This window comes from Nonomuraea thailandensis (assembly GCF_024172165.1).
GTDB lineage: Bacteria > Actinomycetota > Actinomycetes > Streptosporangiales > Streptosporangiaceae > Nonomuraea > Nonomuraea thailandensis.
Genome location: NZ_JAMZEB010000002.1, coordinates 10,628,560 through 10,646,868 on the forward strand (window position 1 = coordinate 10,628,560; position 18,309 = coordinate 10,646,868).

Consider the following 18,309-nt stretch of genomic DNA (forward strand, 5'->3'; position numbering starts at 1 on the left):
GCATCCCCGCTGGTCGCCGGGGCCCCGACAAGGTCGATCTTGATGCGGTGTTGACCCCCGTCGTGCAATGCACGGTGATCGCATCCCACGCCGTCCGGCCCTTCATGAGGGGAGAACTGGTGCGTCGCAGAATCACCGCCCTAGCCCTGCTCGCGGTCACCGCCCTGGCACCCGCCCTGGCCACGAGCACCCCGGCGCACGCCGCGCCCACGCTCCAGATGGTCTACAGCCACCTGCCCTATGACGTCTGCGTCTCCTTCGGCCAGTCCGGGGTGCAGACCGGGCGCTGGCAGACCTGGTGGTGCAGCACCCACTACCCGCAGACCTACCCGGGGTACTACACCTACGACCTGTGGGCGTACGTGAACTGACGCCCTTCGCCGGCGCGGGTGCCGCGGTGGGCGGCACCCGCGCCGGCGCTGTCAGGAGCCGGGGGGTGGGCGGGAGTGTCCGGGGGCCGCAGCCAGCCGGGGGTGCGCCACTGCTGGACGTTCGACCGGTCGCAGGCGCGCATGGAGAGCGTCGCGAAGTCGGGCTCCAGGTGCAGGCACAGGTCGCTGGCGACGTGCCTGACCTCCCAGTGGAGCCAGTCGTTGTGCGGCGAACGGAAGGTGAAGCGCCAGAGCTGGCCGGGGCCGCCCGAGCAGGCCTGGCGTACGGGCCGCCGCCGCTCCCGCGAGCCGGACACGCCCAGGCACGTGCCCGAGATCTGCATCTCGTAGTCGCCCCGGGCGTCACGCCGGTAGGTGAAGGCCTGGTTGTCGCGGCCGTGGCACCCCCAGGTGACCAGGTCCGACATGCCGGCCGCGGCGTCCAGGCAGACGCCGTTCTGCGAGCTGGCCACCGAGCTGCCGAGACCCGACGGCATGCGGTCGGTGACCAGCCAGCGCTGCGCGAGCTTACCGGCGACGCAGGTCCGCAGGACCAGCGGGGCGCCCGCGTCGGTGGAGCCCAGGTCGGGCTCGACGCACATCCCGCCGTGCGAGATGCCGCCGTCGCCGGTCAGCCGCCAGAGCTGCTCCGCGGAGCCGTCGCAGGCGGCGTCGGTGATGTGGCCGCCCTCGGTGAGGTCGCGCGCCTCGGGGGTCAGGCAGCGCAGCGTTTTGCGGTTGCGGATCTCGTAGTGGTAGGAGCCGTCGTGCTTGGCCGGCGACAGGTCCCACCGGTAGAGCGCCGCGGGGCTCGTGCCGATGACCGAGGGCCCGGTCCTGGCACGCGGGGGAGCGGACTCCGAGCTGGTCACGGCCAGATATCTGCCGGGCGAGTAGCGGGAGAGGACGGCCATGTTCGGGCGGTACAACGAGTCCCGGACGCGGCTCTCGGCGTAGGCCACGTAACCCAGCGACGCCACGGTCGCGCACCCGACCGGCACCGCCACCAGGACGGCCGGCCTGACGCGCCGCCTGCGCCGTGGCGGGGGAGCGACCAGCTCGCGGTAGGCGTCCAGCCAGGTGCCGGCGGTGGGGGCCGGCACCTGGTGCACGGCGAGGAAGGCGCGGATGATCGGCTCGGCGTGCCCGGCGTCGTCGAGCCACCGCAGCGCCTGCTTGGTGACCTTCTCCAGGTCGGCCCGCCCGACGTCGAGCCCGAGCTCGGCGGCGCGCCTGCCCAGCTCGGCGAACTGCGGCGTGCCCTTCTCCTGGCGCAGCTTCTTGAGCAGCCGCTTGTAACCGGCCAGGTCCTTGGCCGTGTACGGGTCGGTCGTGGTCTCCGAGCGGGCCGCCCACCGCGCCCGGACCAGGGGCACCGCGGAGGCCAGGCAGGAGAAGAGCACGGCGGGCGGGAGGTGGGCCGGGTTGAGCTCGGGCCCGCTGTCGGTGGAGAAGTTGACGAAGACGCCGGCCGCCACGGAGAAGAGGGCGCTGAGCCCGCCGATCGCGCCGATCTCCACGGCGAGCCGGCGTACGTGACCGCGCATCCATCCCTCCGCCCGCCACTCCTGGTCAGTGAATGGTAACGGAAAGTGTCACTTCCGGTTGTAGAGCCGCATCGTCAGCGTCCCGAAGACCACCACGAGCACCGCCGACGACACCAGCACCCAGGTGATCTCCCCCATGTCCGGCGTCCCGCCCATCAGCGAGCGCACCGAGGTGACCAGGTGGGAGATCGGGCTGGCGTTGACGAAGACCTGGAGCCAGCCGGGCATGGTGGAGGGGTCCACGTAGACGTTGCTGAGGAAGGTCAGCGGCATCATCACCAGCATGCTGACACCCATCACCGACTTCTCGTTCCGCATCAGCAGCCCGATCATCGTCCACAACCACGAGAACGCGAACGAGAACACCAGCAGCAGCGCGATCCCGCCCAGCACTCCGGCGACCCCGCCCGAGGGGCGGAAGCCCAGCAGCAGGCCGATCAGCAGGATGACGGTCGAGGCCATGAAGTAGCGCAGGATGTCGCCGAGCAGGTAGCCGACCATGGTGGACGGCCGCCAGATGGGCAGGGTGCGGAACCGGTCGAAGACGCCCTTCTCGATGTCCTTGTTGACCTCCACGCCGGTGTACATGGTGATCATCACGACGCTCGTCACCATGATGCCGGGCAGCAGGAACTGCAGGTACTCGGTGGGGGAGCCGGCCAGCGCGCCGCCGAACAGGTACGTGAACATCAGCGTCATCATGATCGGGAACGCCGTCACGTCGAAGAGCTGCTCGGGCACGTGCTTGATCTTCAGCATGGATCGCCAGCCGAACGTCATCGACGCCGACCAGGCGCTGGGCCGGGGCGGCCGGGCCGTGGGCGCCAGGACCGTGGCCAGGGCCTCGGTGGCGGGGGCGTAGGCGGTGTCGGTGGTGGTGGTCACGCTGCCTCCTCGGCGTCGGTGGTGGCGCTCATGCCGCTGCCTCGGTCTCGGCGGTGGTGGCGGGGTGGTCGGTGAGGGCGAGGAAGACCTCGTCCAGGCTGGGCTGGCCGAGGGAGAAGTCGTCGACGACGATGCCGGCCGAAGCCAGGCGGCCCAGCGCGCGGGCGGCCTGGGCGGCCTCGTCGCCGGGCCCGGTGATGCGGGCGGTGAGCGCCACCGGGTCCGCCTCCAGGTAGACGGGCGTGTTGAGGGCTTCGGCGAGCAGCCGCTCGGCCTCGGGCCGCTCGGCGGCCTCGCGCAGCCGGACGTGGATGGAGCCGGAGCCGACCGACGACTTCAGCTCGCCGGGGGTGCCCTCGGCGATGACCCTGCCGTGGTCGACGACCGCGATGCGCTGCGCCAGCCGGTCGGCCTCCTCCAGGTACTGCGTGGTCAGCAGCACGGTGGTGCCGTGGGCGACGACGATGCGGACGATGTCCCAGACCTGGTTGCGGCTGCGCGGGTCGAGGCCGGTGGTGGGCTCGTCGAGGAAGAGCAGGTCGGGGGTGTTGAGGATGCTGGCCGCGATGTCGATGCGCCGCCGCATGCCCCCGGAGTACGTCTTGACCTGCCTCCCCGCCGCCTCCGTCAGCCCGAAGGCCTCCAGCAGCTCGGCTGCCCGCTCCCGGGCGGCCGGCTTGCGATGGCCGAGGAGGCGGGCCAGCAGGACGAGGTTCTCCGAGCCGGTCATCTCCTCGTCCACGGAGGCGTACTGGCCGGTCAGGCTGACCCGGGAGCGGACGGCGTCGGCCTCGCGCACCACGTCGTGCCCGAACACCGTCGCCTCGCCGCCGTCCGGCCGCAGCAGCGTGGCCAGCATGCGTACGGCGGTGGTCTTGCCGGCGCCGTTGGGCCCGAGCACCCCGTACACGGCGCCGGCCGGCACGGACAGGTCGAGGCCGTCCACGGCGCGCGTGTCGCCGAAGACCTTGACCAGGCCTGAGGTCTGGATGGCCGGTTCTGGCATGAGTGATCCCTTCAGGAGACGTAGGGCTGGTCGCGACGTCCCGCACGCAGCGCGCGGCCCCACCAGGTGAGCTGGTCGAGCATGGCCGCGACGGCGCGCAGGCGGTCGTCGGTGTCGAGGGGGCGGCAGCTCTCGTCGATGCCCGCGGCGAGCAGGTCGATCCCCACCCAGTCGCGCATGGTGACGGCGTGCAGGGCGGTGAAGACCGTGCGGAGCTGCTCGACGGCGTAGTGGCCGCAGGAGCCCGAGCCGTAGGCGACGATGCCGACCGGCTTGGCCTGCCACTCGTCATAGGCGAAGTCGATCGCCTGCTTGAGCGAGGCGGGGAAGCTGCGGTGGTACTCGGGGGTCACCACGACGAAGGCGTCCGCGCCGGCGACGGTGTCGGCGAAGCGCCGCATGGACGGCGTGGCCTCCTCCGGGTAGCAGGCAGGGAAGGCGTACGCGGCCAGGTCGAGCACCTCGACGGCGAGGTCGTCACGCAGGCGCGCCCGCTCGGCGAACCAGGCGCCGACCGTGTCGCAGACGCGGCCCGCCCGGGTGCTGCCGATGATCACCGTGACGTGCAACGGCTGGTCCGCCATGGTGTCCACCCCCTTCACCAAGGAGGCGCGAGACGGCCGCTAGATCGGATCTAGCGAAAGCCCGACAGGGCCTGGCGGCAGGCGCGGGAGGTGAGCGCGATCGTCTCCTCGTCAGGCCTGCCCTCGTTCATCGAGACGGACGCCGTCCCGCTGACGGCGCCGATCGCCGCGCCGACCATCGCGTACGCGGTCATCCGCGGGATCCCGCAGGCGCTGACCAGCGCGGTGGCCAGCCGGTCCATCCGGGTGTTCGAGCGGTCGATCGAGGCCCGGGGCGAGAGGACGGGCAGCTCGAACGCCTCCCCGACCAGCCCCGCCGTGAGCCCCATCGTCCAGCTCTCCGCCAGCATCTCGTCGAAGGCCCTGGCCAGCAGGTCGGCGGGGCTCTCGTCCGGCCGCCTGGCGTGGATCGCCGCGACGCCCGCGTCCAGGCAGTCGTCGCTGTTGGTGTGGAGCACGTCCGCCTTGTGCCGGAAGTAGGTGAAGAACGTGCGCGTGGAGACCCCGGCCGCCGCCGCGATCTGGTCGACGGTGGTCGTCTCGTACCCCTGCTCGTCGAACAGCCGCCCGGCGGCGTCCAGGAGCGCCTGCCGGGTCTGCTGCTTCTTCCGCTCGCGCAACGACATGAGGACGATGATATTGCATCGACTGCATATTTACAGGACTGCAAGTTTTCCGTAGCCTGCGAGCCATGGATGCTGTCATCTCGGTGTCCGGCCTCGTGAAGTCGTACGGCCGGACCCGGGCACTGGACGGGCTCGACCTGCGGGTGGGAGCCGGCGAGATCCACGGCTTCCTCGGCCCCAACGGCGCGGGGAAGACGACCACGCTGCGCGTCCTGCTGGGCCTGCTGCGCGCCGACTCCGGCGAGGTGCGGCTGCTGGGCGGCCATCCCTGGTACGACGCCGTCCGCCTGCACCGCCGCCTGGCCTACGTCCCCGGCGACGTCACGCTGTGGGACGAGCTGACCGGCGGCGAGACCATCGACCTGCTCGGGCGGCTGCACGGGCACATGGACGCGCGCCGCCGCGACGAGCTGATCGAGCGGTTCGCCCTTGACCCGGGCAAGAAGGCCCGCACCTACTCCAAGGGCAACCGGCAGAAGGTCGCGCTGATCGCCGCGCTCGCGGCGCGGGCCGAGCTGCTCCTGCTGGACGAGCCCACCTCCGGCCTCGACCCGCTCATGGAGGACGAGTTCCGCCGCTGCCTGGCCGAGCGGCGCGCCGAGGGGACCGCGTTCCTGTTGTCCAGCCACGTGCTGGCCGAGGTGGAGGCCCTGTGCGACCGGGTGAGCATCGTCCGGCAGGGCCGCGTCGTCGAGTCGGGCACCCTGGCCGAGCTGCGGCACCTCACCTGGACCTCGATCACCGCCCGGCTGGAACGGCCGCTGGAGCACCTGGACGGCGTGCACGGGCTGGAGGTGCACGGCACCGAGGTGAGCTTCCGCGTCGACAGCGGGCGGGCAGGGGAGGCGCTCACCCGGCTGACCGCGTACGGGCTGCTGGACCTCACGGCGCGGCCGGCCACGCTGGAGGAGCTGTTCCTGCGGCACTACCGCGAGAGCGTCACCTCATGAGCCTGATCGCCCGTCTCGTCCTGCGCCGTGACCGGCTGCTGATCGCGGCGTGGATCGCGGTGGCCGTCGGGGTGCCGGCGTTCAACGCCTACTCGCTCGCCGCCCTGCTGCCCACACAGGCGGCGAGGCTGGCCTTCGTCGAGGCCGCCGACGCCAACCCGATCACGATCGCGCTGCTCGGCGACGTCCACGGCACCTCCATCGAGGCCGTGGTCGCCTGGCGGTCGAGCGTGCAGAGCCTGCTCATCGGCGGGCTCGCCGGGCTGCTGTTCGCGATCAGGCACACCCGCGCCGAGGAGGACGCCGGGCGCAGGGAGCTCGTCGCGGCGGGCGCGGTCGGCAGGCACGCCGCCACCACCGCCGTCGTGGTCGTGATCGCCGCCGTGAACCTGTCCGTCACCGTGCTCCAGGCCGCCGTGCTGGGCCTCGGCTTCGGCTACCCGATCGGCGGGTCCGTGCTGTTCGGGCTGGTGGGCGGGGCGGGCGCGACCGTGTTCGCCGCCTGCGGGTTGCTGGCCGCGCAGCTCTGCCGGAGCGCGCCGCTCGCCCGGGCCGGCGGTGTGGGCGTCCTGGTGGCGGGGCTGGCGCCGGGCGTGGCGCTGCCGGAGGAGGTGGTGGCCTGCCTGCCGGCGGGGTGGTCGCGGGTCGCGCGCGCGTACGGGGACGAGCAGTGGTGGGTGCTCCTGATGCCTCTCGCGGTCGCGGTCGTGCTCACCTCGGCCGCGTACGCCGTCTCCGCCCGCCGTGACCTGGGCGCGGGCCTGCTGCCCGAACGCCCGCCGCCCGTGCGGCCCGCGCCGCGCGGCGCGATGGGGCTGGCGTGGCGGTTGTACGGGGGCCAGACGGTCTCCTGGACGACGGCCTTGGGCGTGGTCTCGGTGGGGGTGGGCTGGGTGTCGGCCTCGTTCGACGTCGGCACGCTCACCGGCGAGAGCCTGCTGGAGATCTTCACGTACGTGTTCTGCATGGTCATCGCCTGCCTGGCCGTGACGGGGGCGCTGCGCCCGCTCGGCGAGGAGAGCCGCGGCAGGGCCTCGGCCCTGCTGGCCACCGCCACCGGCCGGACCCGCTGGCTGTCGGGGCACCTCCTGCTCGGCCTGGTCGCGCCCGCCGTCATGCTGCTGGCCGTCGGCGTGGGCACGGGCGCGGGACACGCGCTCGGCACCGGCGACCCCTCCGTGGTGCTCGCCCAGACGGGCACGGCCCTGCTGTTCGCGCCGGCCGCCTGGGCCGTCGCGGGCGTCGCGATCGCCGCGTACGGCCTGCGCCCCCGCGCCGCCGTCCCCGTGGCCTGGGCCGTGGTGGTGGGCTCGGCCGTCTGCGTCGCCATGTGGGAGACCCGGACGATCGGCTCGGCGGCCTTCCTGCTCACCCCGTTCGGGTACGGCCATCCCTCGCTCTCACCCGGCTTCGTGGCCCCCGCCGGGTTCGCCCTGGTCGCCGCCGGGCTCGTGGCCGCTGGAGGCGCCGCCTTCGCCAGGCGGGACCTGCTCGCGTGAGCCGCCGCCCTGGCCAGGCGGGACCTGCTCGCCTGAGCCGCCGCCCTGGCCAGGGGAGACCTGTTCGCGTGCGGCGGGCAGGCGCAGCGTGAACACCGTGTTCCCCGGCACGCTGGCCACCTCGACCCGCCCGTCGTGCGCCGCCACCACCGCCGACACGATGGCCAGGCCGAGCCCGCTGCCCCCGGCGAGCCGCGAGCGCGACCCGTCGCCGCGGGCGAACCTGCCGAACACGCGCGGCAGCACGTGCGCGGGGATGCCGGGCCCGTCGTCGGCCACCCGCACGCTCACCCGGCCGGGGGACAGCAGCACGGTCGTGGTCACGGTGGTGCCCGGCGGGGTGTGGGTGCGGGCGTTGGCCAGCAGGTTCGTCATGACCTGGTGCAGCCGGTCGGTGTCCCCGACGACCAGGGCGGGCTGGTCGGGCAGGCTGACCAGCCAGCGGTGGGAGGGCGCGGCCGCGTACGCGTCGCTGATCGCGTTCACCACGACCGGCGACAGGTCCACCGCCAGCCGGTCGAGCGGGCGGCCCGCGTCCAGCCTGGCCAGCAGCAGCAGATCGGCCACCAGCGTGGTCATCCGGCCCGCCTCGGAGCGGATGCGGCCCAGGGCGTGCGCCGTCTGCGGGCCGTGCGGCTCGCCGCTGCGCTCCGTGAGCTGCGCGTAGCCGACGATGGAGGCCAGCGGGGTGCGCAGCTCGTGGCTGGCGTCCGCGATGAACTGCCGCAGCCGCGTCTCGCTCTCGTGCCGCACCGCGAAGGCCGTCTCGACGTGCCCGAGCATGCGGTTCAGCGCGCCGCCGACCTGCCCGACCTCGGTCCGCGGATCGGTGTCCACCTCGGGCACGCGGGCCAGCCGGACGGCGTCGCCGGTGGCCAGCGGCAGCTCCGACACCCGGGCGGCGGTGGCGGCGAGGCGGCCGAGCGGGCGTACGGCGCGGCGGACGAGCAGGGTGCACGCGATCGCCATCAGCGCCACTCCCGCCAGCGTCACCGCGGCCTCCACCACGACGAGCCTGGTCAGCGTGGTCCGCACGCCGGTGAGCGGCAGCCCGACGACCAGCATGTCCCCGTCACGGGTGAGCGCGCCGACCATCCGGTAGTCGCCCAGGGGCCCGAGGCCGACGGTCACGGGCTCGCCTGTCACGCCGGTCACGGCGGGCGGCGCGGGCACGTCCCGCACGGTTCCCGGATCCGTGAGCACGGCGGCCCGGCGGATCACGCCCTGCCGCACCCGCGCGCCGAACGTCTCCATCGCCTGCCCGGGCGTCAGCAGGAACGCCACCTCACCGGCCTCGGACGGCGGGTTGCTCGGGCCCGCCGTACGCGTGGAGCGGTGGGCGGCGGCGTGCACCTGGAGATCGAGCCGGTCGGTGAGGAAGGCGTTGAAGAACAGCGTCGTCGCGGTGGCGATGACGGCCGAGACCACGGCCAGCAGCGCGATCGAGGAGACCACCAGCTTGGTCTCGAGCGACATCGTGATCCGGCTCGTCATCCGGCCGGTCGGAGCGTGTATCCCACCCCGCGCACGGTGTGGATCATCGGCTTGCGCTGGGCGTCGATCTTGCGTCGCAGGTAGGAGATGTACAGCTCGACCACGTTGCTCTGGCCGCCGAAGTCGTAGGCCCAAACCCGGTCGAGGATCTGCGCCTTGCTGAGCACCCGTCCAGGGTTGTGCATGAGGAAGCGCAGCAGCTCGAACTCCGTCGGCGTGAGCCGGATGTCCTTGCCCGCCCGCCGCACCTCGTGGGTCTCCTGATCCAGCGTGAGGTCGCCGACCACGAGCCCGGCGTCGGCCCGCGTCTGCGCCGCGCCGGCGCGGCGCAGCAGGCCGCGCAGCCTGATGACGACCTCCTCCAGGCTGAACGGCTTGGTGACGTAGTCGTCGGCGCCCGCGCGCAGGCCGATCAGCCGGTCCTGCACAGAGTCCTTCGCGGTCAGGAACAGGACCGGCACGCCCGGCAGCACCGCGCGCAGCCGGGGCAGCAGCTCGATCCCGTCCATGTCGGGCAGCATGACGTCCAGGACGATCGCGTCGGGACGGAACCCGCGGGCCGCTCTGATGGCCTCGCCGCCGTTGTGCGCGCAGCGGACGTCCCAGGACTCCTGGCGCATGACCATGGACAGGAGCTCCGTCAGGGACGGCTCGTCGTCCACGACGAGGATGTTGATCGAGCTGCCGTCGGGCCGGCGCACGGGCTCGGACCTGAAGTTCGCGCTGGTCGTGTGCATGGTCGTGACGATGGCCTGCCTGGATGAGTGTTTGATGAAGGGCGGCCTGTGAAATGCCTGTGAGCTGCGGAAGGACCCGGCACGTGCCGGGTCCTTCCCATCCCTTCAGAGCGCAGTGAGAGCTATCCGGAGCCCACCCCCCTTCCCGTCAGACGAGCTTCCCGGACCAGACCGCGGCGGCGGCGGAGTAGACGCTGTAGGTCTCACCGTCGAAGTACGGCGAGCTGACGTAGTCCACGCGGTCGTTCTCGTCCTGGTCGTAGAAGCTGCTGGTCACACCGTTGAGGTAGCCGACCCGCTTGGAGCCGCTGTACTTGAGCAGCCACGGGCCGCCGTCCGCGCCGGCGGTCATGGAGCACTTCAGGCCGACGTGCTCCTCGATCTTCTTGGCGGCCGAGCCCACGGTCTTGGCCGTGGTCGTGCCGTAGCACCACTTCGGCGTGACCCCGGTGAACGGCTTGTTGCCGTCGGGGTGCGCGGCCTGCGGGTAGCCGAAGACGTAGTGCGCCTTCTTGAGCGGCTGGTTCCAGGCGATGCCCTGGCCGCCGACGTTGTCGCCCAGGCGACCGGCGTCCTCGACCTCGATCGAGCCGTGGCGCCTGCCGGAGCCGGCCGACTTCGAGATCGTCACGCCGTTGTAGACGGAGACGAACGCGTAGTCGCGATCGTAGTCCTCGTAGACGCTGTAGTCGTAGTGGACGAATGCCTGCTTGCCCACGTAGATGCCCCACGGGGCCTTGCCCTGGTAGTAACCGGGCACGAAGACCCAGTTGTCCATGAGCTGCTCGTCGTTGCCGGTGTCGTACACGCAGTGGCCGGCCGTGGCCACGAGGTTGGCGTACTTGCCCTGGATCGACGAGGCCGAGCACCAGTGCTTCTCGCCGTCCTGGTCGACGAAGAAGACCTTGCCGATGGTCTTCGGCAGGTTCACGTTCTTCGACTTGGAGGTGGAGGTGGTGGTGCCGGTCGGCGCCACGGAGCCGGCCTTCGTGTCGGCGGTGGCGGTGCCGGTCGACGTGAGCTTGTCGACCTTGGTGGTGTCCTCCTCGACGTAGGTGGCGGCCTCCAGCGCGGCTCCGTTGTTGTCGAACCAGAACTGGGCGATCGCCTTGGCGTTGGCGGCGCTGACGCTCTCGGACGACTTCCAGCGCGGATCGGCCTGCGCCTGCGCGGATCCGGCGAGGGAGGCGCCGAGCAGGGCGGCGGCGGCCAGCCCGCCGCCGAGGGGGACGAGGGTGTGCTTGATCTTCAAGGGAATGCTCCTTGTTCGTCGCGGGAACGCGTCGAGCGTTCGGTGCGTCTATGGGGCAGGAACGTATCCCTCTTGACCGTGCCTTTAAGTCCTTTTTGTCCGGATTTATCGGGCGCACAGGACGCCGTGATCTCCTCGTGATCTTCGTAAGATCATTTTCGTGTACGCATTCCGCGAGGCCCCTGGGGATCCTGAATGCGAATCCGGTGAAAAGCTGAGAATCGCCTAAGAGAATCTATGTGTTGCACCTCACTCTCCCCAGGTCAGAGCCCCTGCCTGCGCTTATCCAACTCATAAGCTCGTGACAGGCCTTTCTCAGGTTCGCTCGGCAGAGTGCTGGACGTGGATGACCTTCGGGGCTGAATTCATAAGGTTCGGCCAGGTCTGTCCAGGATTGGATTATCACCAGTGCGCTTCGCCAAGCCCTTCACCGTGACCATCGCCGGCGCCGCCCTCCTGGCCCTGCCCTTCACCGGCTCCGCCCTCGCGGACGGCGCCCGGCCGCAGCCCGCCCCGACCGCCAAGGCCTCGCACCCGGCCCCGGCCAAGCAGGTGCGCAAGGACGACAAGCACCAGGACACAAGGCGCCAGGCGATCTCGCTCAAGGTGTCCGTCGACCCGAGCCGGGTCCGCGCCGGCTCCTCCTACGACGTGACGATCCTCGCCAGGGGCCTCTCCTCCGGCACCGCCGTCGTCACCAGCCCCGAGGGCAAGAGCTACCGGGTCTCCCTCTCGGGCGGCCGCGCCACCAAGGAGCTGACCGTGCCGTCGAAGGCGCGGGCCGGCAGCAGGACCGTCAGCGTCAAGGTCGGCAACAGGACCGCCACGGCGTCGTTCACCGTCGTCGCCCCCAGGAAGCAGGAGCGCGACGAGCGCCGCCACGACGGCCGCGAGTAGTCGGAGGAAGGGTGGGCCGGCGGCGCCGCCCGGCCCATCTCCTACGCTGGCTCGTCGTGGACATCCGCACTCGAACCCCCGACGACCTGGCCGCCTGCGTCGAGGCCCTGGCCGAGGTGCAGGCCGCCGACCGCTACCCCGTGCGCCGGCCGGACGATCCCGGCGCCTGGCTGACCCCCGACCGCATGGCCGGCGCCTGGATCGCCGTCGAGGCGGGCGCGGTGCTCGGCCACGTGGCGCTCACCCTGGACGCGGAGGTCAGCCGCCTGTTCGTCACCCCCGCCGCCCGGGGCCGCGGCGTGGCCGCCCGGCTGCTGGACACGGTCCGCGCCGCCACCCCGCAGCCGCTCAAGCTGGAGGTCTCGTCGGAGGGGCGGGCCGCCATCGGGCTCTACGAGCGCGCCGGTTGGCGCAGGGTCGGCAGCACCCGCGCCACCTGGCTGAACGCCGCCGGTGAGCCGGCCCTGCTGTACCACTACGTGAGCCCGCCCGAGGGCTGAGGGCACGCGGCGGACGGGGCCGGTCAGGGTTTGCGGCCGACGCCCGCGTAGTAGACGGCCTCCCGGTCGGCGTAGCGGGTCCCCGGCACGGGCCGCCAGCGCGGCAGCGGGACCACGCCCGGCTCCAGCAGCTCCAGCCCGTCGAAGAACGAGGTGACCTCCTCCAGCGTGCGCAGCGTCATCGGGCTGCCGCCGCTCTCGTTCCAGTGCCGCACCCCCTCTTCGAGCTGCTTGCCCACGAGCCCGTGGGAGAGGACGAGATGGCTGCCCGGAGCCATGGCGGACATCAGCTCGCCGATGATCGTGCGGGCGGCGCCGGTGCCGGGGACGAAGTCGATGACGCCGAGCAGGGTCAGGCCGATCGGGCGGTCGAAGTCGAGCAGCTCGGCGGCCGAGGCGAGGATGCCGCCGGGATCGCGCAGGTCGCCGTCCACGAAGACGGTCGTGCCCGCCGGCGCGGCGCGCAGCAGCTCGCGGGCGTGGGCCAGGACCGCCGGATCGTTGTCGACGTACACGACGCGGCTGTCCGGGGCCACCGACTGGGCCACCTGGTGGGTGTTGTCCGCGGTCGGGATGCCGGTGCCGACGTCGAGGAACTGGCGCACGCCCGCCTCACCGGCCAGGTGGCGCACGGCGCGGCCGAGGAACTCCCTGTTGGCCCGCGCCAGCACCGGCAGGTCCGGGACGGCGGCGAGGATCTGCTCGCTGACGATGCGGTCGATCTCGTAGTGGTCGTGGCCGCCGAGCCACAGGTCGTAGATGCGGGCGGGGCTGGGGACGCTGGTGTCGGGCGGGCGGTCGGTCATCGGTTCGCGCCTTCCCGGGATCGAGGGGATGCCAGCAGCGTACGTCTGGAAGATCGTCCCGGGTGGGGTGTCCGGGCGGGGCGCCCGGACACCCGGTGCTCAGAGCCCGATGTCGGCCTGCGGCCCCGCGTAGGTCCGCAGCAGCGACGGCACGTCGGCCGCCGGGTCGAGCGTGTAGGAGTAGAACGAGCCCGGCGTGAAGGCCGAGCCGCCGGTCTCCTGCTGGCCGCTGCAGCTCACGCAGATGCTTCCGCTCTGCCGGAGCTGGGCGGCGTCGTCCCGGTAGTAGGGGTCCTTGACGTTCTCGTAATAGGAGTTCTCGATCACCATCTTGGAGGCGCCGCGCGCGTAGTTGCCGTAGCCGCTGACGTTCTGCAGGTAGTTGTTGTACAGGTGGGCGTAGGCCACGTTGTCGGTGCTGGGGTTGCGGCTGTTGGTGTTGCGGGTCCAGTTGTGGTGGATCGTCATCCGGGAGGTGACGTTCTCGGTCCAGCCGATGCCGAAGGTCTTGTTGTTCTCCGCCAGGATGTTCCACGACACCGTGAGGTAGCTGGTGTCCTTGCGGCTGTCGATCAGGCCGTCGTTCATCCGGGCGATGTGGTTGTGGTCGATCCAGATGTGGTGGGCGGTGTCCATCTGGATGCCGTCGTAGTCGTAGGCGTCGTCACCCGGGTCGTCGTCGGCCATGCGGGTGTCGCGGATCGTCAGGTTGCGGATGATCACGTTGCTGACGCCGGCGCCGAGGAAGAAGCCGCCGTTGACGATGTGGCCGCTGGTGCCGACGCCGACGATGGTCTTGTTCGAGGCGACCCTGATCTCGGTGCCGTACGGGCTGACCGTGATCGCGCCGTTCACCCTGATCACGTACGGCGCGCTCGCGGTGGCGTACCTGACCAGGTCGGCGTAGTTGTTCACGGTGACCGTGGCGCCGGCCGCGCCGCCGGTGGTGCCGCCGCCGGTGGAGGCGAAGCCGTCGGGGGTGCTCGGCCAGGTCCGGCCGCCGGAGGTCTCGAAGGCCCACTGCTTGTTGGTGTTGGCGGTGCAGGTCTCCTGGATGATCGCGGCGCCGTCGGCGGTGGAGGCGCCCTCGTCGCTCATGCACAGGCCGGTGGCGTTGCTGATCACCTGGTACGTCCCGCTGCCCGAGGCCGTGAAGCGCCAGAGCTGGTTGGCCTTCAGCCCGTCGCCGCAGCCCCACTGCTGCAGCCGCAGCCCGGAGGTCGCCGCGCCGTTCGGCACGTCCAGGCACCGGCCGCTGTTGACGTTGCGCAGCGTGTAGAGGCCGGATCCGGCCGAGACGACGGTGAACCGCTGCCAGGCGGAGCCGGAGCAGCCCCACTGCTGCATCTGGGCCCCGTTGTCGAGCGAGCCGTTCACCACGTCCAGGCACTTGCCGCTCTTGGTCACCTTGAGCTGGTACACGCCGCCTGCCACGGGGACGGCGGCCTGTGCGGGGGCGGCGGACACCGCGAGCGAGGCGAGGACGGCGAGAGAAGTTAACATCGAACGAAATTTCATGATTCTTCCTTTCACCCGATGGGGTTCCAGCCGTCCGATCCGGCCAGGTACTTCTGCGGGGTGTAGTTCGCCGCCTGGGCGTCGGTGAGCTGCGGCCGGTTGGAGTTCGTCCCGGCTCCCGCCCCGGTGTTGCGGTATTCGAAGAAACGGGCGTTCTTCCAGGAGTTGGAGGACATGTCGGTCCACGGCTGGGCGGTCCTGATCGTCGCGCTGAGCGTGGACTCGCGGTAGAGGACCTGGGCGTCGGGGCGCCAGGGGCGGCCGAGCTGGGTGGTGTTCGAGGTGGCGCCGGTGATGCGCGACTTGTGGAACAGGAAGCCGTAGGTCTTGGCGGCCGCCGTGCTGGCGGCCGTGATGGGCCCGCCCGTGGTGCGCTTCTCGTGGATGTCGCAGTTGTCGAAGACGATGGTGCCGCCGCCGAAGATGAAGTCGACGGTGCCCTCGACGTACGAGCCGGACACGTAGGCCCTGGTCGAGTCGTTGACCAGGAAGGTGTCCTGGTCGCCGAGCAGGCGCACGTTGGTCAGGCGGGCGCGGTCGGCGTTCAGGTTGAGCGCCACCGCCTGGTGGCCGTCGGCGGTCGAGGTCTCGTCGAAGTCGTTGGAGATGGTCAGGTTCGTGGCGACGAAGTCGTGGCCGTCGACGAACGCGGTGGCGCTGCCGGATGTCCCGTATGCGCCTGCATGGTGGTTGTTAACGATAACAGTCTGGGCCGCCGAAGAGCCGAGCCCCTGCAGCGTGACGTACGGCTTGTTCGAGGGGATCCGGACGACCTCCCGGTACGTCCCCGGCGCGATCGTGATCGTCACCCGGCTCGCGTTCCCGGCCGGCACGGCGTCGATCGCGGCCTGCACGGTGCGGTGGGTGCCGCTGCCGTCGGCCGCCACCGTGGGCTTGGCCAGGGGCTCGAAGGCCCACTGCTTGTTGGTGTTGGCGGTGCAGGTCTCCTGGATGATCGCGGCGCCGGAGGCGGTGGAGGCGCCCTCGTCGCTCATGCACAGGCCGGTGGCGTTGCTGATCACCTGGTACGTTCCGCTGCCCGAGGCCGTGAAGCGCCAGAGCTGGTTGGCCTTCAGCCCGTCGCCGCAGCCCCACTGCTGCAGCCGCAGCCCGGAGGTGGCCGCTCCGTTGGGCACGTCGAGACATCGGCCGCTGTTGACGTTACGCAGCGTGTAGGTTCCCGACCCGGCCGAAACGACCCTGAACTGCTGCCACGTGGCACCCGAGCAGCTCCACTGCTGCATCTGGGCCCCGTTGTCGAGCGAGCCGTTCACCACGTCCAGGCACTTGCCGCTCTTGGTCACCTTGAGCTGGTACACACCTCCCGCCGCCGGCGTATCGGCTCTGGCCTGCGACGATGGCGAGAAAGCCACTGCCGCGGCGGCCGCGAGCAGGGCGACGCCCGCGGATCTGAGCTTGGGCATCCGCGCTCTCCTTCCTCTCGGCCCCAGAGGAAGCACCAGTCGCTTGACGCCTGTCAAGCAGACAAATTCACAGCCGCGGAAAACCCGTGGTGACGCATGAAACTTTCATCGCGGCGCGGTGCTGGAGCGCACCACGAGAGTGGTGGGCAGCTCGACCCGCTGCGGCGCCTCGCCCGACAGCAGCGCGCCCAGAGCGACGGAGCCCAGGTCAGGCCAGGGTTGGCGGACCGTCGTGAGCGCCGGCGTGACGTGTGCGGCGGCCCACGAGTCGTCGAAGCCCATCACGCTCACGTCGTCGGGCACTCGCAGGCCGCGCTCGTTCAGCGCCTGGTAGACCCCGACCGCCATCGCGTCCGAGCAGGCGAAGACGGCCGTGGGCACGTCGGCGGAGAGCAGCTCGCGGGTGGCCTCCAGCGCGCTCTCGCGCTGGAAGTTGCCGCACGCCTCCCAGCGCGGATCGATCGCCAGCCCGGCCGCGGCCATGGCCTCCCGGTAGCCGGCCAGGCGCTCGATCGCGCACGGCACGCCGGGGCGGCCGGCCATGATCGCGATGCGCTCGTGGCCGAGGCCGATCAGGTGCTCGGTGGCCTCGCGGGCGCCATCGCGGTTGGCGGCGGCCACGATCGAGACCCCTGGCGGCGGCTTGCGCCGCGGGTCGACGATCACCGCGGGGATGCCGTGGTCGGTCAGCCAGGCCCGCTGCGTGGCGGTCGGCGACGTGCGCACCAGCAGGACGCCCGCGCTGTCCCGCGCGCCGATCCGGTCCAGCCAGGCCGGCGGCGGCTGGCCGTTCTTGGTGCGGCCGACCACGGCGGAGACGATCAGGTCCACGCCGAGCCGCCAGGCCGCGTCCTCCACGCCGCCGAGGATGGCCAGCGCGTACGGCGAGTCGAGCCCCTGCAGCATGACGTCCACCATGCTGCCCCGGGTGGGCCGGACCCGCTGGCGCGGGTAGCCGCGCCGCTCCAGCACCTCCGCGACCAGGCGTCTCGTGTGCTGCGAGACGTCGGATCGGCCGTTCAACGCCTTGGAAACGGTTGCAACCGAAACCCCGGCCTCGCGGGCGATCACTGCCAGTTTCGGCAGTGGGGCGGGATTGTCGGGAGCCGTCATGTCCCCACTCTGCTCCGAAGGGCGGGCATAAGGCCAGGCCATGCCAGCGAAAATTTCGAAATTTCGGCGTTTGCCCTGATGGTGGCGCCTGACCGGTTCACCCGCCATTGACGTTGCGTTCGTGCTAACGCAACGTTTCCTGCAACCGATTGCAGACCGGCACCACGCGAAGGAGTCCGTTACGTGGCCGTCGTCTCGGCGCCCCCGCCCCGCACCAGACCCCGCCGAGCAGGCGCTTCGACCCCGTACTGGCTGATCGCCCCGTCGGTGGTGGCCATGCTCGGGTTCCTCGTCTACCCGATGCTCAGCGTCCTGTACTACAGCCTGCAGCACTACAACGTGACCCAGCCCTGGGACAACGGCTTCGCCGGGCTGGAGAACTTCCGCAGGCTGCTGTTCGAGGACCCGATCTTCTGGCAGAGCCTCGGCTTCAGCGTCAAGTGGGTGGCCGTCGAGGTCGTGCTGCAGTTCCTGCTCGGGCTGGCGCTCGCGCTGATCGTCAACGAGAGCTTCGTCGGCCGCGCGATCTCGCGGGCGCTGGTCTTCTCGCCGTGGGCCGTCTCCGGCGTGCTCACCACCGCGATCTGGGTGCTGCTCTACAACCCGTTCACCGGCATGTCCCGCTACCTCGCCGACCTGGGCCTCATGGAGTACGGCGCCGCCCCGCTGGCGAACCCGGACACCGTCTTCTGGGCCGCGGTGGTGGCCGAGCTCTGGCGCGGGGTGCCGTTCTTCGCGATCCTGCTCCTGGCCGACCTGCAGTCGGTGTCGAAGGAGCTGTACGAGGCCGCCTCCGTGGACGGCGCCAGCCGGATCCGCCGCTTCTTCCACATCACGCTGCCGCACCTGCGCGACGCGATCATCCTGTCCACGCTGCTGCGCTGCGTGTGGGAGTTCAACAACGTGGACCTGCTCTACACGCTGACCGGCGGCGGCCCGGCCCACCAGACCACCACGCTGCCGCTGTACGTGGCAGCGCTGGCCGCCCAGTCGCACGACTTCGGTTACGCCACCGCGCTGACCACCGTGGCGTTCCTCATCCTGACCTTCTTCTCGATCGCGTACCTGCGCCTGAGCAAGTTCGGAGCGAAGTCGTGACC

The 18,309-nt window shown here is 71.3% G+C and carries 18 protein-coding genes; 6 read left to right on the forward strand and 12 right to left on the reverse strand.

Going from position 1 to position 18,309, the window contains the following annotated elements; translation table 11 throughout:
- The first annotated feature begins 119 nt into the window (after positions 1–119).
- The gene (locus HD597_RS53355) at positions 120–371 is read left to right on the forward strand and encodes a hypothetical protein (protein ID WP_253755550.1); all 252 of its coding nucleotides are present in this window, start codon (positions 120–122) and stop codon (positions 369–371) included.
- Here the strand turns inward: HD597_RS53355 and HD597_RS53360 are convergent.
- Genes HD597_RS53360 through HD597_RS53380 form a run of 5 tightly spaced genes read right to left on the reverse strand, consistent with a single transcriptional unit; the run spans position 344 to position 5,019 of the window.
- Positions 344–1,918: an RICIN domain-containing protein gene (locus HD597_RS53360; protein ID WP_253755552.1), complete on the reverse strand. Its 1,575-nt coding sequence runs from the start codon at positions 1,916–1,918 to the stop codon at positions 344–346. The genes HD597_RS53355 and HD597_RS53360 overlap by 28 nt on opposite strands.
- A gap of 48 nt (positions 1,919–1,966) precedes the next feature.
- Positions 1,967–2,803 (reverse strand): ABC transporter permease, encoded by an 837-nt coding sequence (locus HD597_RS53365; RefSeq protein ID WP_253755553.1) that lies wholly within the window; start codon positions 2,801–2,803, stop codon positions 1,967–1,969.
- A 28-nt stretch (positions 2,804–2,831) separates the two neighbouring features.
- Positions 2,832–3,809 carry an ATP-binding cassette domain-containing protein gene (locus HD597_RS53370; RefSeq protein WP_253755555.1) on the reverse strand — a complete coding sequence of 326 codons (978 nt, stop codon included), beginning with the start codon at positions 3,807–3,809 and terminating at the stop codon, positions 2,832–2,834.
- 11 nt (positions 3,810–3,820) lie between these two features.
- Entirely contained in the window at positions 3,821–4,393 is a 573-nt protein-coding gene (locus HD597_RS53375) for an NADPH-dependent FMN reductase (RefSeq protein ID WP_253759852.1), read from the reverse strand.
- 50 nt (positions 4,394–4,443) lie between these two features.
- Entirely contained in the window at positions 4,444–5,019 is a 576-nt protein-coding gene (locus HD597_RS53380) for a TetR/AcrR family transcriptional regulator (protein WP_253755557.1), read from the reverse strand.
- Positions 5,020–5,084: 65 nt separating this feature from the next.
- Here HD597_RS53380 and HD597_RS53385 point away from each other — a divergent pair, with 65 nt between their 5' ends.
- Positions 5,085–5,969 carry an ABC transporter ATP-binding protein gene (locus HD597_RS53385; protein ID WP_253755559.1) on the forward strand — a complete coding sequence of 295 codons (885 nt, stop codon included), beginning with the start codon at positions 5,085–5,087 and terminating at the stop codon, positions 5,967–5,969.
- Positions 5,966–7,468: an efflux permease Rv1217c-related protein gene (locus HD597_RS53390; RefSeq protein ID WP_253755561.1), complete on the forward strand. Its 1,503-nt coding sequence runs from the start codon at positions 5,966–5,968 to the stop codon at positions 7,466–7,468. The genes HD597_RS53385 and HD597_RS53390 overlap by 4 nt, the downstream gene beginning before the upstream one ends.
- Here the strand turns inward: HD597_RS53390 and HD597_RS53395 are convergent.
- From HD597_RS53395 to HD597_RS53405, 3 genes are all read right to left on the reverse strand, one after another.
- Positions 7,370–8,944: a sensor histidine kinase gene (locus HD597_RS53395; RefSeq protein ID WP_253755563.1), complete on the reverse strand. Its 1,575-nt coding sequence runs from the start codon at positions 8,942–8,944 to the stop codon at positions 7,370–7,372. The two genes, HD597_RS53390 and HD597_RS53395, sit on opposite strands and share 99 nt — an antisense overlap.
- A 14-nt stretch (positions 8,945–8,958) precedes the next feature.
- On the reverse strand, positions 8,959–9,699 hold the full coding sequence (locus HD597_RS53400) for a response regulator transcription factor (RefSeq protein WP_276083258.1): 741 nt from the start codon (positions 9,697–9,699) through the stop codon (positions 8,959–8,961).
- Positions 9,700–9,847: 148 nt separating this feature from the next.
- Positions 9,848–10,951: a trypsin-like serine peptidase gene (locus HD597_RS53405; protein WP_253755565.1), complete on the reverse strand. Its 1,104-nt coding sequence runs from the start codon at positions 10,949–10,951 to the stop codon at positions 9,848–9,850.
- A gap of 408 nt (positions 10,952–11,359) precedes the next feature.
- On the opposite strand from HD597_RS53405, the gene HD597_RS53410 reads away from it, so the two are divergent.
- Both HD597_RS53410 and HD597_RS53415 read left to right on the forward strand, forming a co-directional pair.
- The gene (locus tag HD597_RS53410; protein WP_253755567.1) at positions 11,360–11,848 is read left to right on the forward strand and encodes a hypothetical protein; all 489 of its coding nucleotides are present in this window, start codon (positions 11,360–11,362) and stop codon (positions 11,846–11,848) included.
- Between the two features lie 56 nt (positions 11,849–11,904).
- The gene (locus HD597_RS53415) at positions 11,905–12,348 is read left to right on the forward strand and encodes a GNAT family N-acetyltransferase (protein ID WP_253755569.1); all 444 of its coding nucleotides are present in this window, start codon (positions 11,905–11,907) and stop codon (positions 12,346–12,348) included.
- 23 nt (positions 12,349–12,371) lie between these two features.
- Here the strand turns inward: HD597_RS53415 and HD597_RS53420 are convergent, their stop codons facing one another.
- The 4 genes from HD597_RS53420 to HD597_RS53435 form a co-directional block, all read right to left on the reverse strand.
- Positions 12,372–13,154 (reverse strand): SAM-dependent methyltransferase, encoded by a 783-nt coding sequence (locus HD597_RS53420; RefSeq protein WP_253755571.1) that lies wholly within the window; start codon positions 13,152–13,154, stop codon positions 12,372–12,374.
- A gap of 99 nt (positions 13,155–13,253) precedes the next feature.
- Positions 13,254–14,657: an RICIN domain-containing protein gene (locus HD597_RS53425; RefSeq protein WP_253755573.1), complete on the reverse strand. Its 1,404-nt coding sequence runs from the start codon at positions 14,655–14,657 to the stop codon at positions 13,254–13,256.
- Positions 14,658–14,683: 26 nt separating this feature from the next.
- Complete coding sequence (locus HD597_RS53430) at positions 14,684–16,096, reverse strand: pectinesterase family protein (RefSeq protein WP_253755575.1); 1,413 nt, start codon at positions 16,094–16,096, stop codon at positions 14,684–14,686.
- Positions 16,097–16,201: 105 nt separating this feature from the next.
- Positions 16,202–17,317, reverse strand: coding sequence for a LacI family DNA-binding transcriptional regulator (locus tag HD597_RS53435; protein ID WP_308210887.1), 1,116 nt, complete (start codon positions 17,315–17,317; stop codon positions 16,202–16,204).
- A gap of 75 nt (positions 17,318–17,392) precedes the next feature.
- On the opposite strand from HD597_RS53435, the gene HD597_RS53440 reads away from it, so the two are divergent.
- Positions 17,393–18,307, forward strand: a complete 915-nt coding sequence (locus HD597_RS53440; RefSeq protein ID WP_253755579.1) for a carbohydrate ABC transporter permease — start codon at positions 17,393–17,395, stop codon at positions 18,305–18,307.
- The last annotated feature ends 2 nt before the right edge of the window (positions 18,308–18,309 follow it).

What these genes read in the sequence shown, in the direction of transcription:
- HD597_RS53395 (WP_253755563.1), bottom strand. Translation starts at nt 8,944, where the DNA reads ATGTCGCTCGAGACCAAGCTGGTGGTCTCCTCGATCGCGCTGCTGGCC.
- HD597_RS53435 (WP_308210887.1), bottom strand. Translation starts at nt 17,317, where the DNA reads ATGGCGGGTGAACCGGTCAGGCGCCACCATCAGGGCAAACGCCGAAAT.
- HD597_RS53380 (WP_253755557.1), bottom strand. Translation starts at nt 5,019, where the DNA reads ATGTCGTTGCGCGAGCGGAAGAAGCAGCAGACCCGGCAGGCGCTCCTG.
- HD597_RS53390 (WP_253755561.1), top strand. Translation starts at nt 5,966, where the DNA reads ATGAGCCTGATCGCCCGTCTCGTCCTGCGCCGTGACCGGCTGCTGATC.
- HD597_RS53370 (WP_253755555.1), bottom strand. Translation starts at nt 3,809, where the DNA reads ATGCCAGAACCGGCCATCCAGACCTCAGGCCTGGTCAAGGTCTTCGGC.
- HD597_RS53400 (WP_276083258.1), bottom strand. Translation starts at nt 9,699, where the DNA reads ATGCACACGACCAGCGCGAACTTCAGGTCCGAGCCCGTGCGCCGGCCC.
- HD597_RS53425 (WP_253755573.1), bottom strand. Translation starts at nt 14,657, where the DNA reads ATGTTAACTTCTCTCGCCGTCCTCGCCTCGCTCGCGGTGTCCGCCGCC.
- HD597_RS53430 (WP_253755575.1), bottom strand. Translation starts at nt 16,096, where the DNA reads ATGCCCAAGCTCAGATCCGCGGGCGTCGCCCTGCTCGCGGCCGCCGCG.
- HD597_RS53385 (WP_253755559.1), top strand. Translation starts at nt 5,085, where the DNA reads ATGGATGCTGTCATCTCGGTGTCCGGCCTCGTGAAGTCGTACGGCCGG.
- HD597_RS53375 (WP_253759852.1), bottom strand. Translation starts at nt 4,393, where the DNA reads ATGGCGGACCAGCCGTTGCACGTCACGGTGATCATCGGCAGCACCCGG.
- HD597_RS53360 (WP_253755552.1), bottom strand. Translation starts at nt 1,918, where the DNA reads ATGCGCGGTCACGTACGCCGGCTCGCCGTGGAGATCGGCGCGATCGGC.
- HD597_RS53420 (WP_253755571.1), bottom strand. Translation starts at nt 13,154, where the DNA reads ATGACCGACCGCCCGCCCGACACCAGCGTCCCCAGCCCCGCCCGCATC.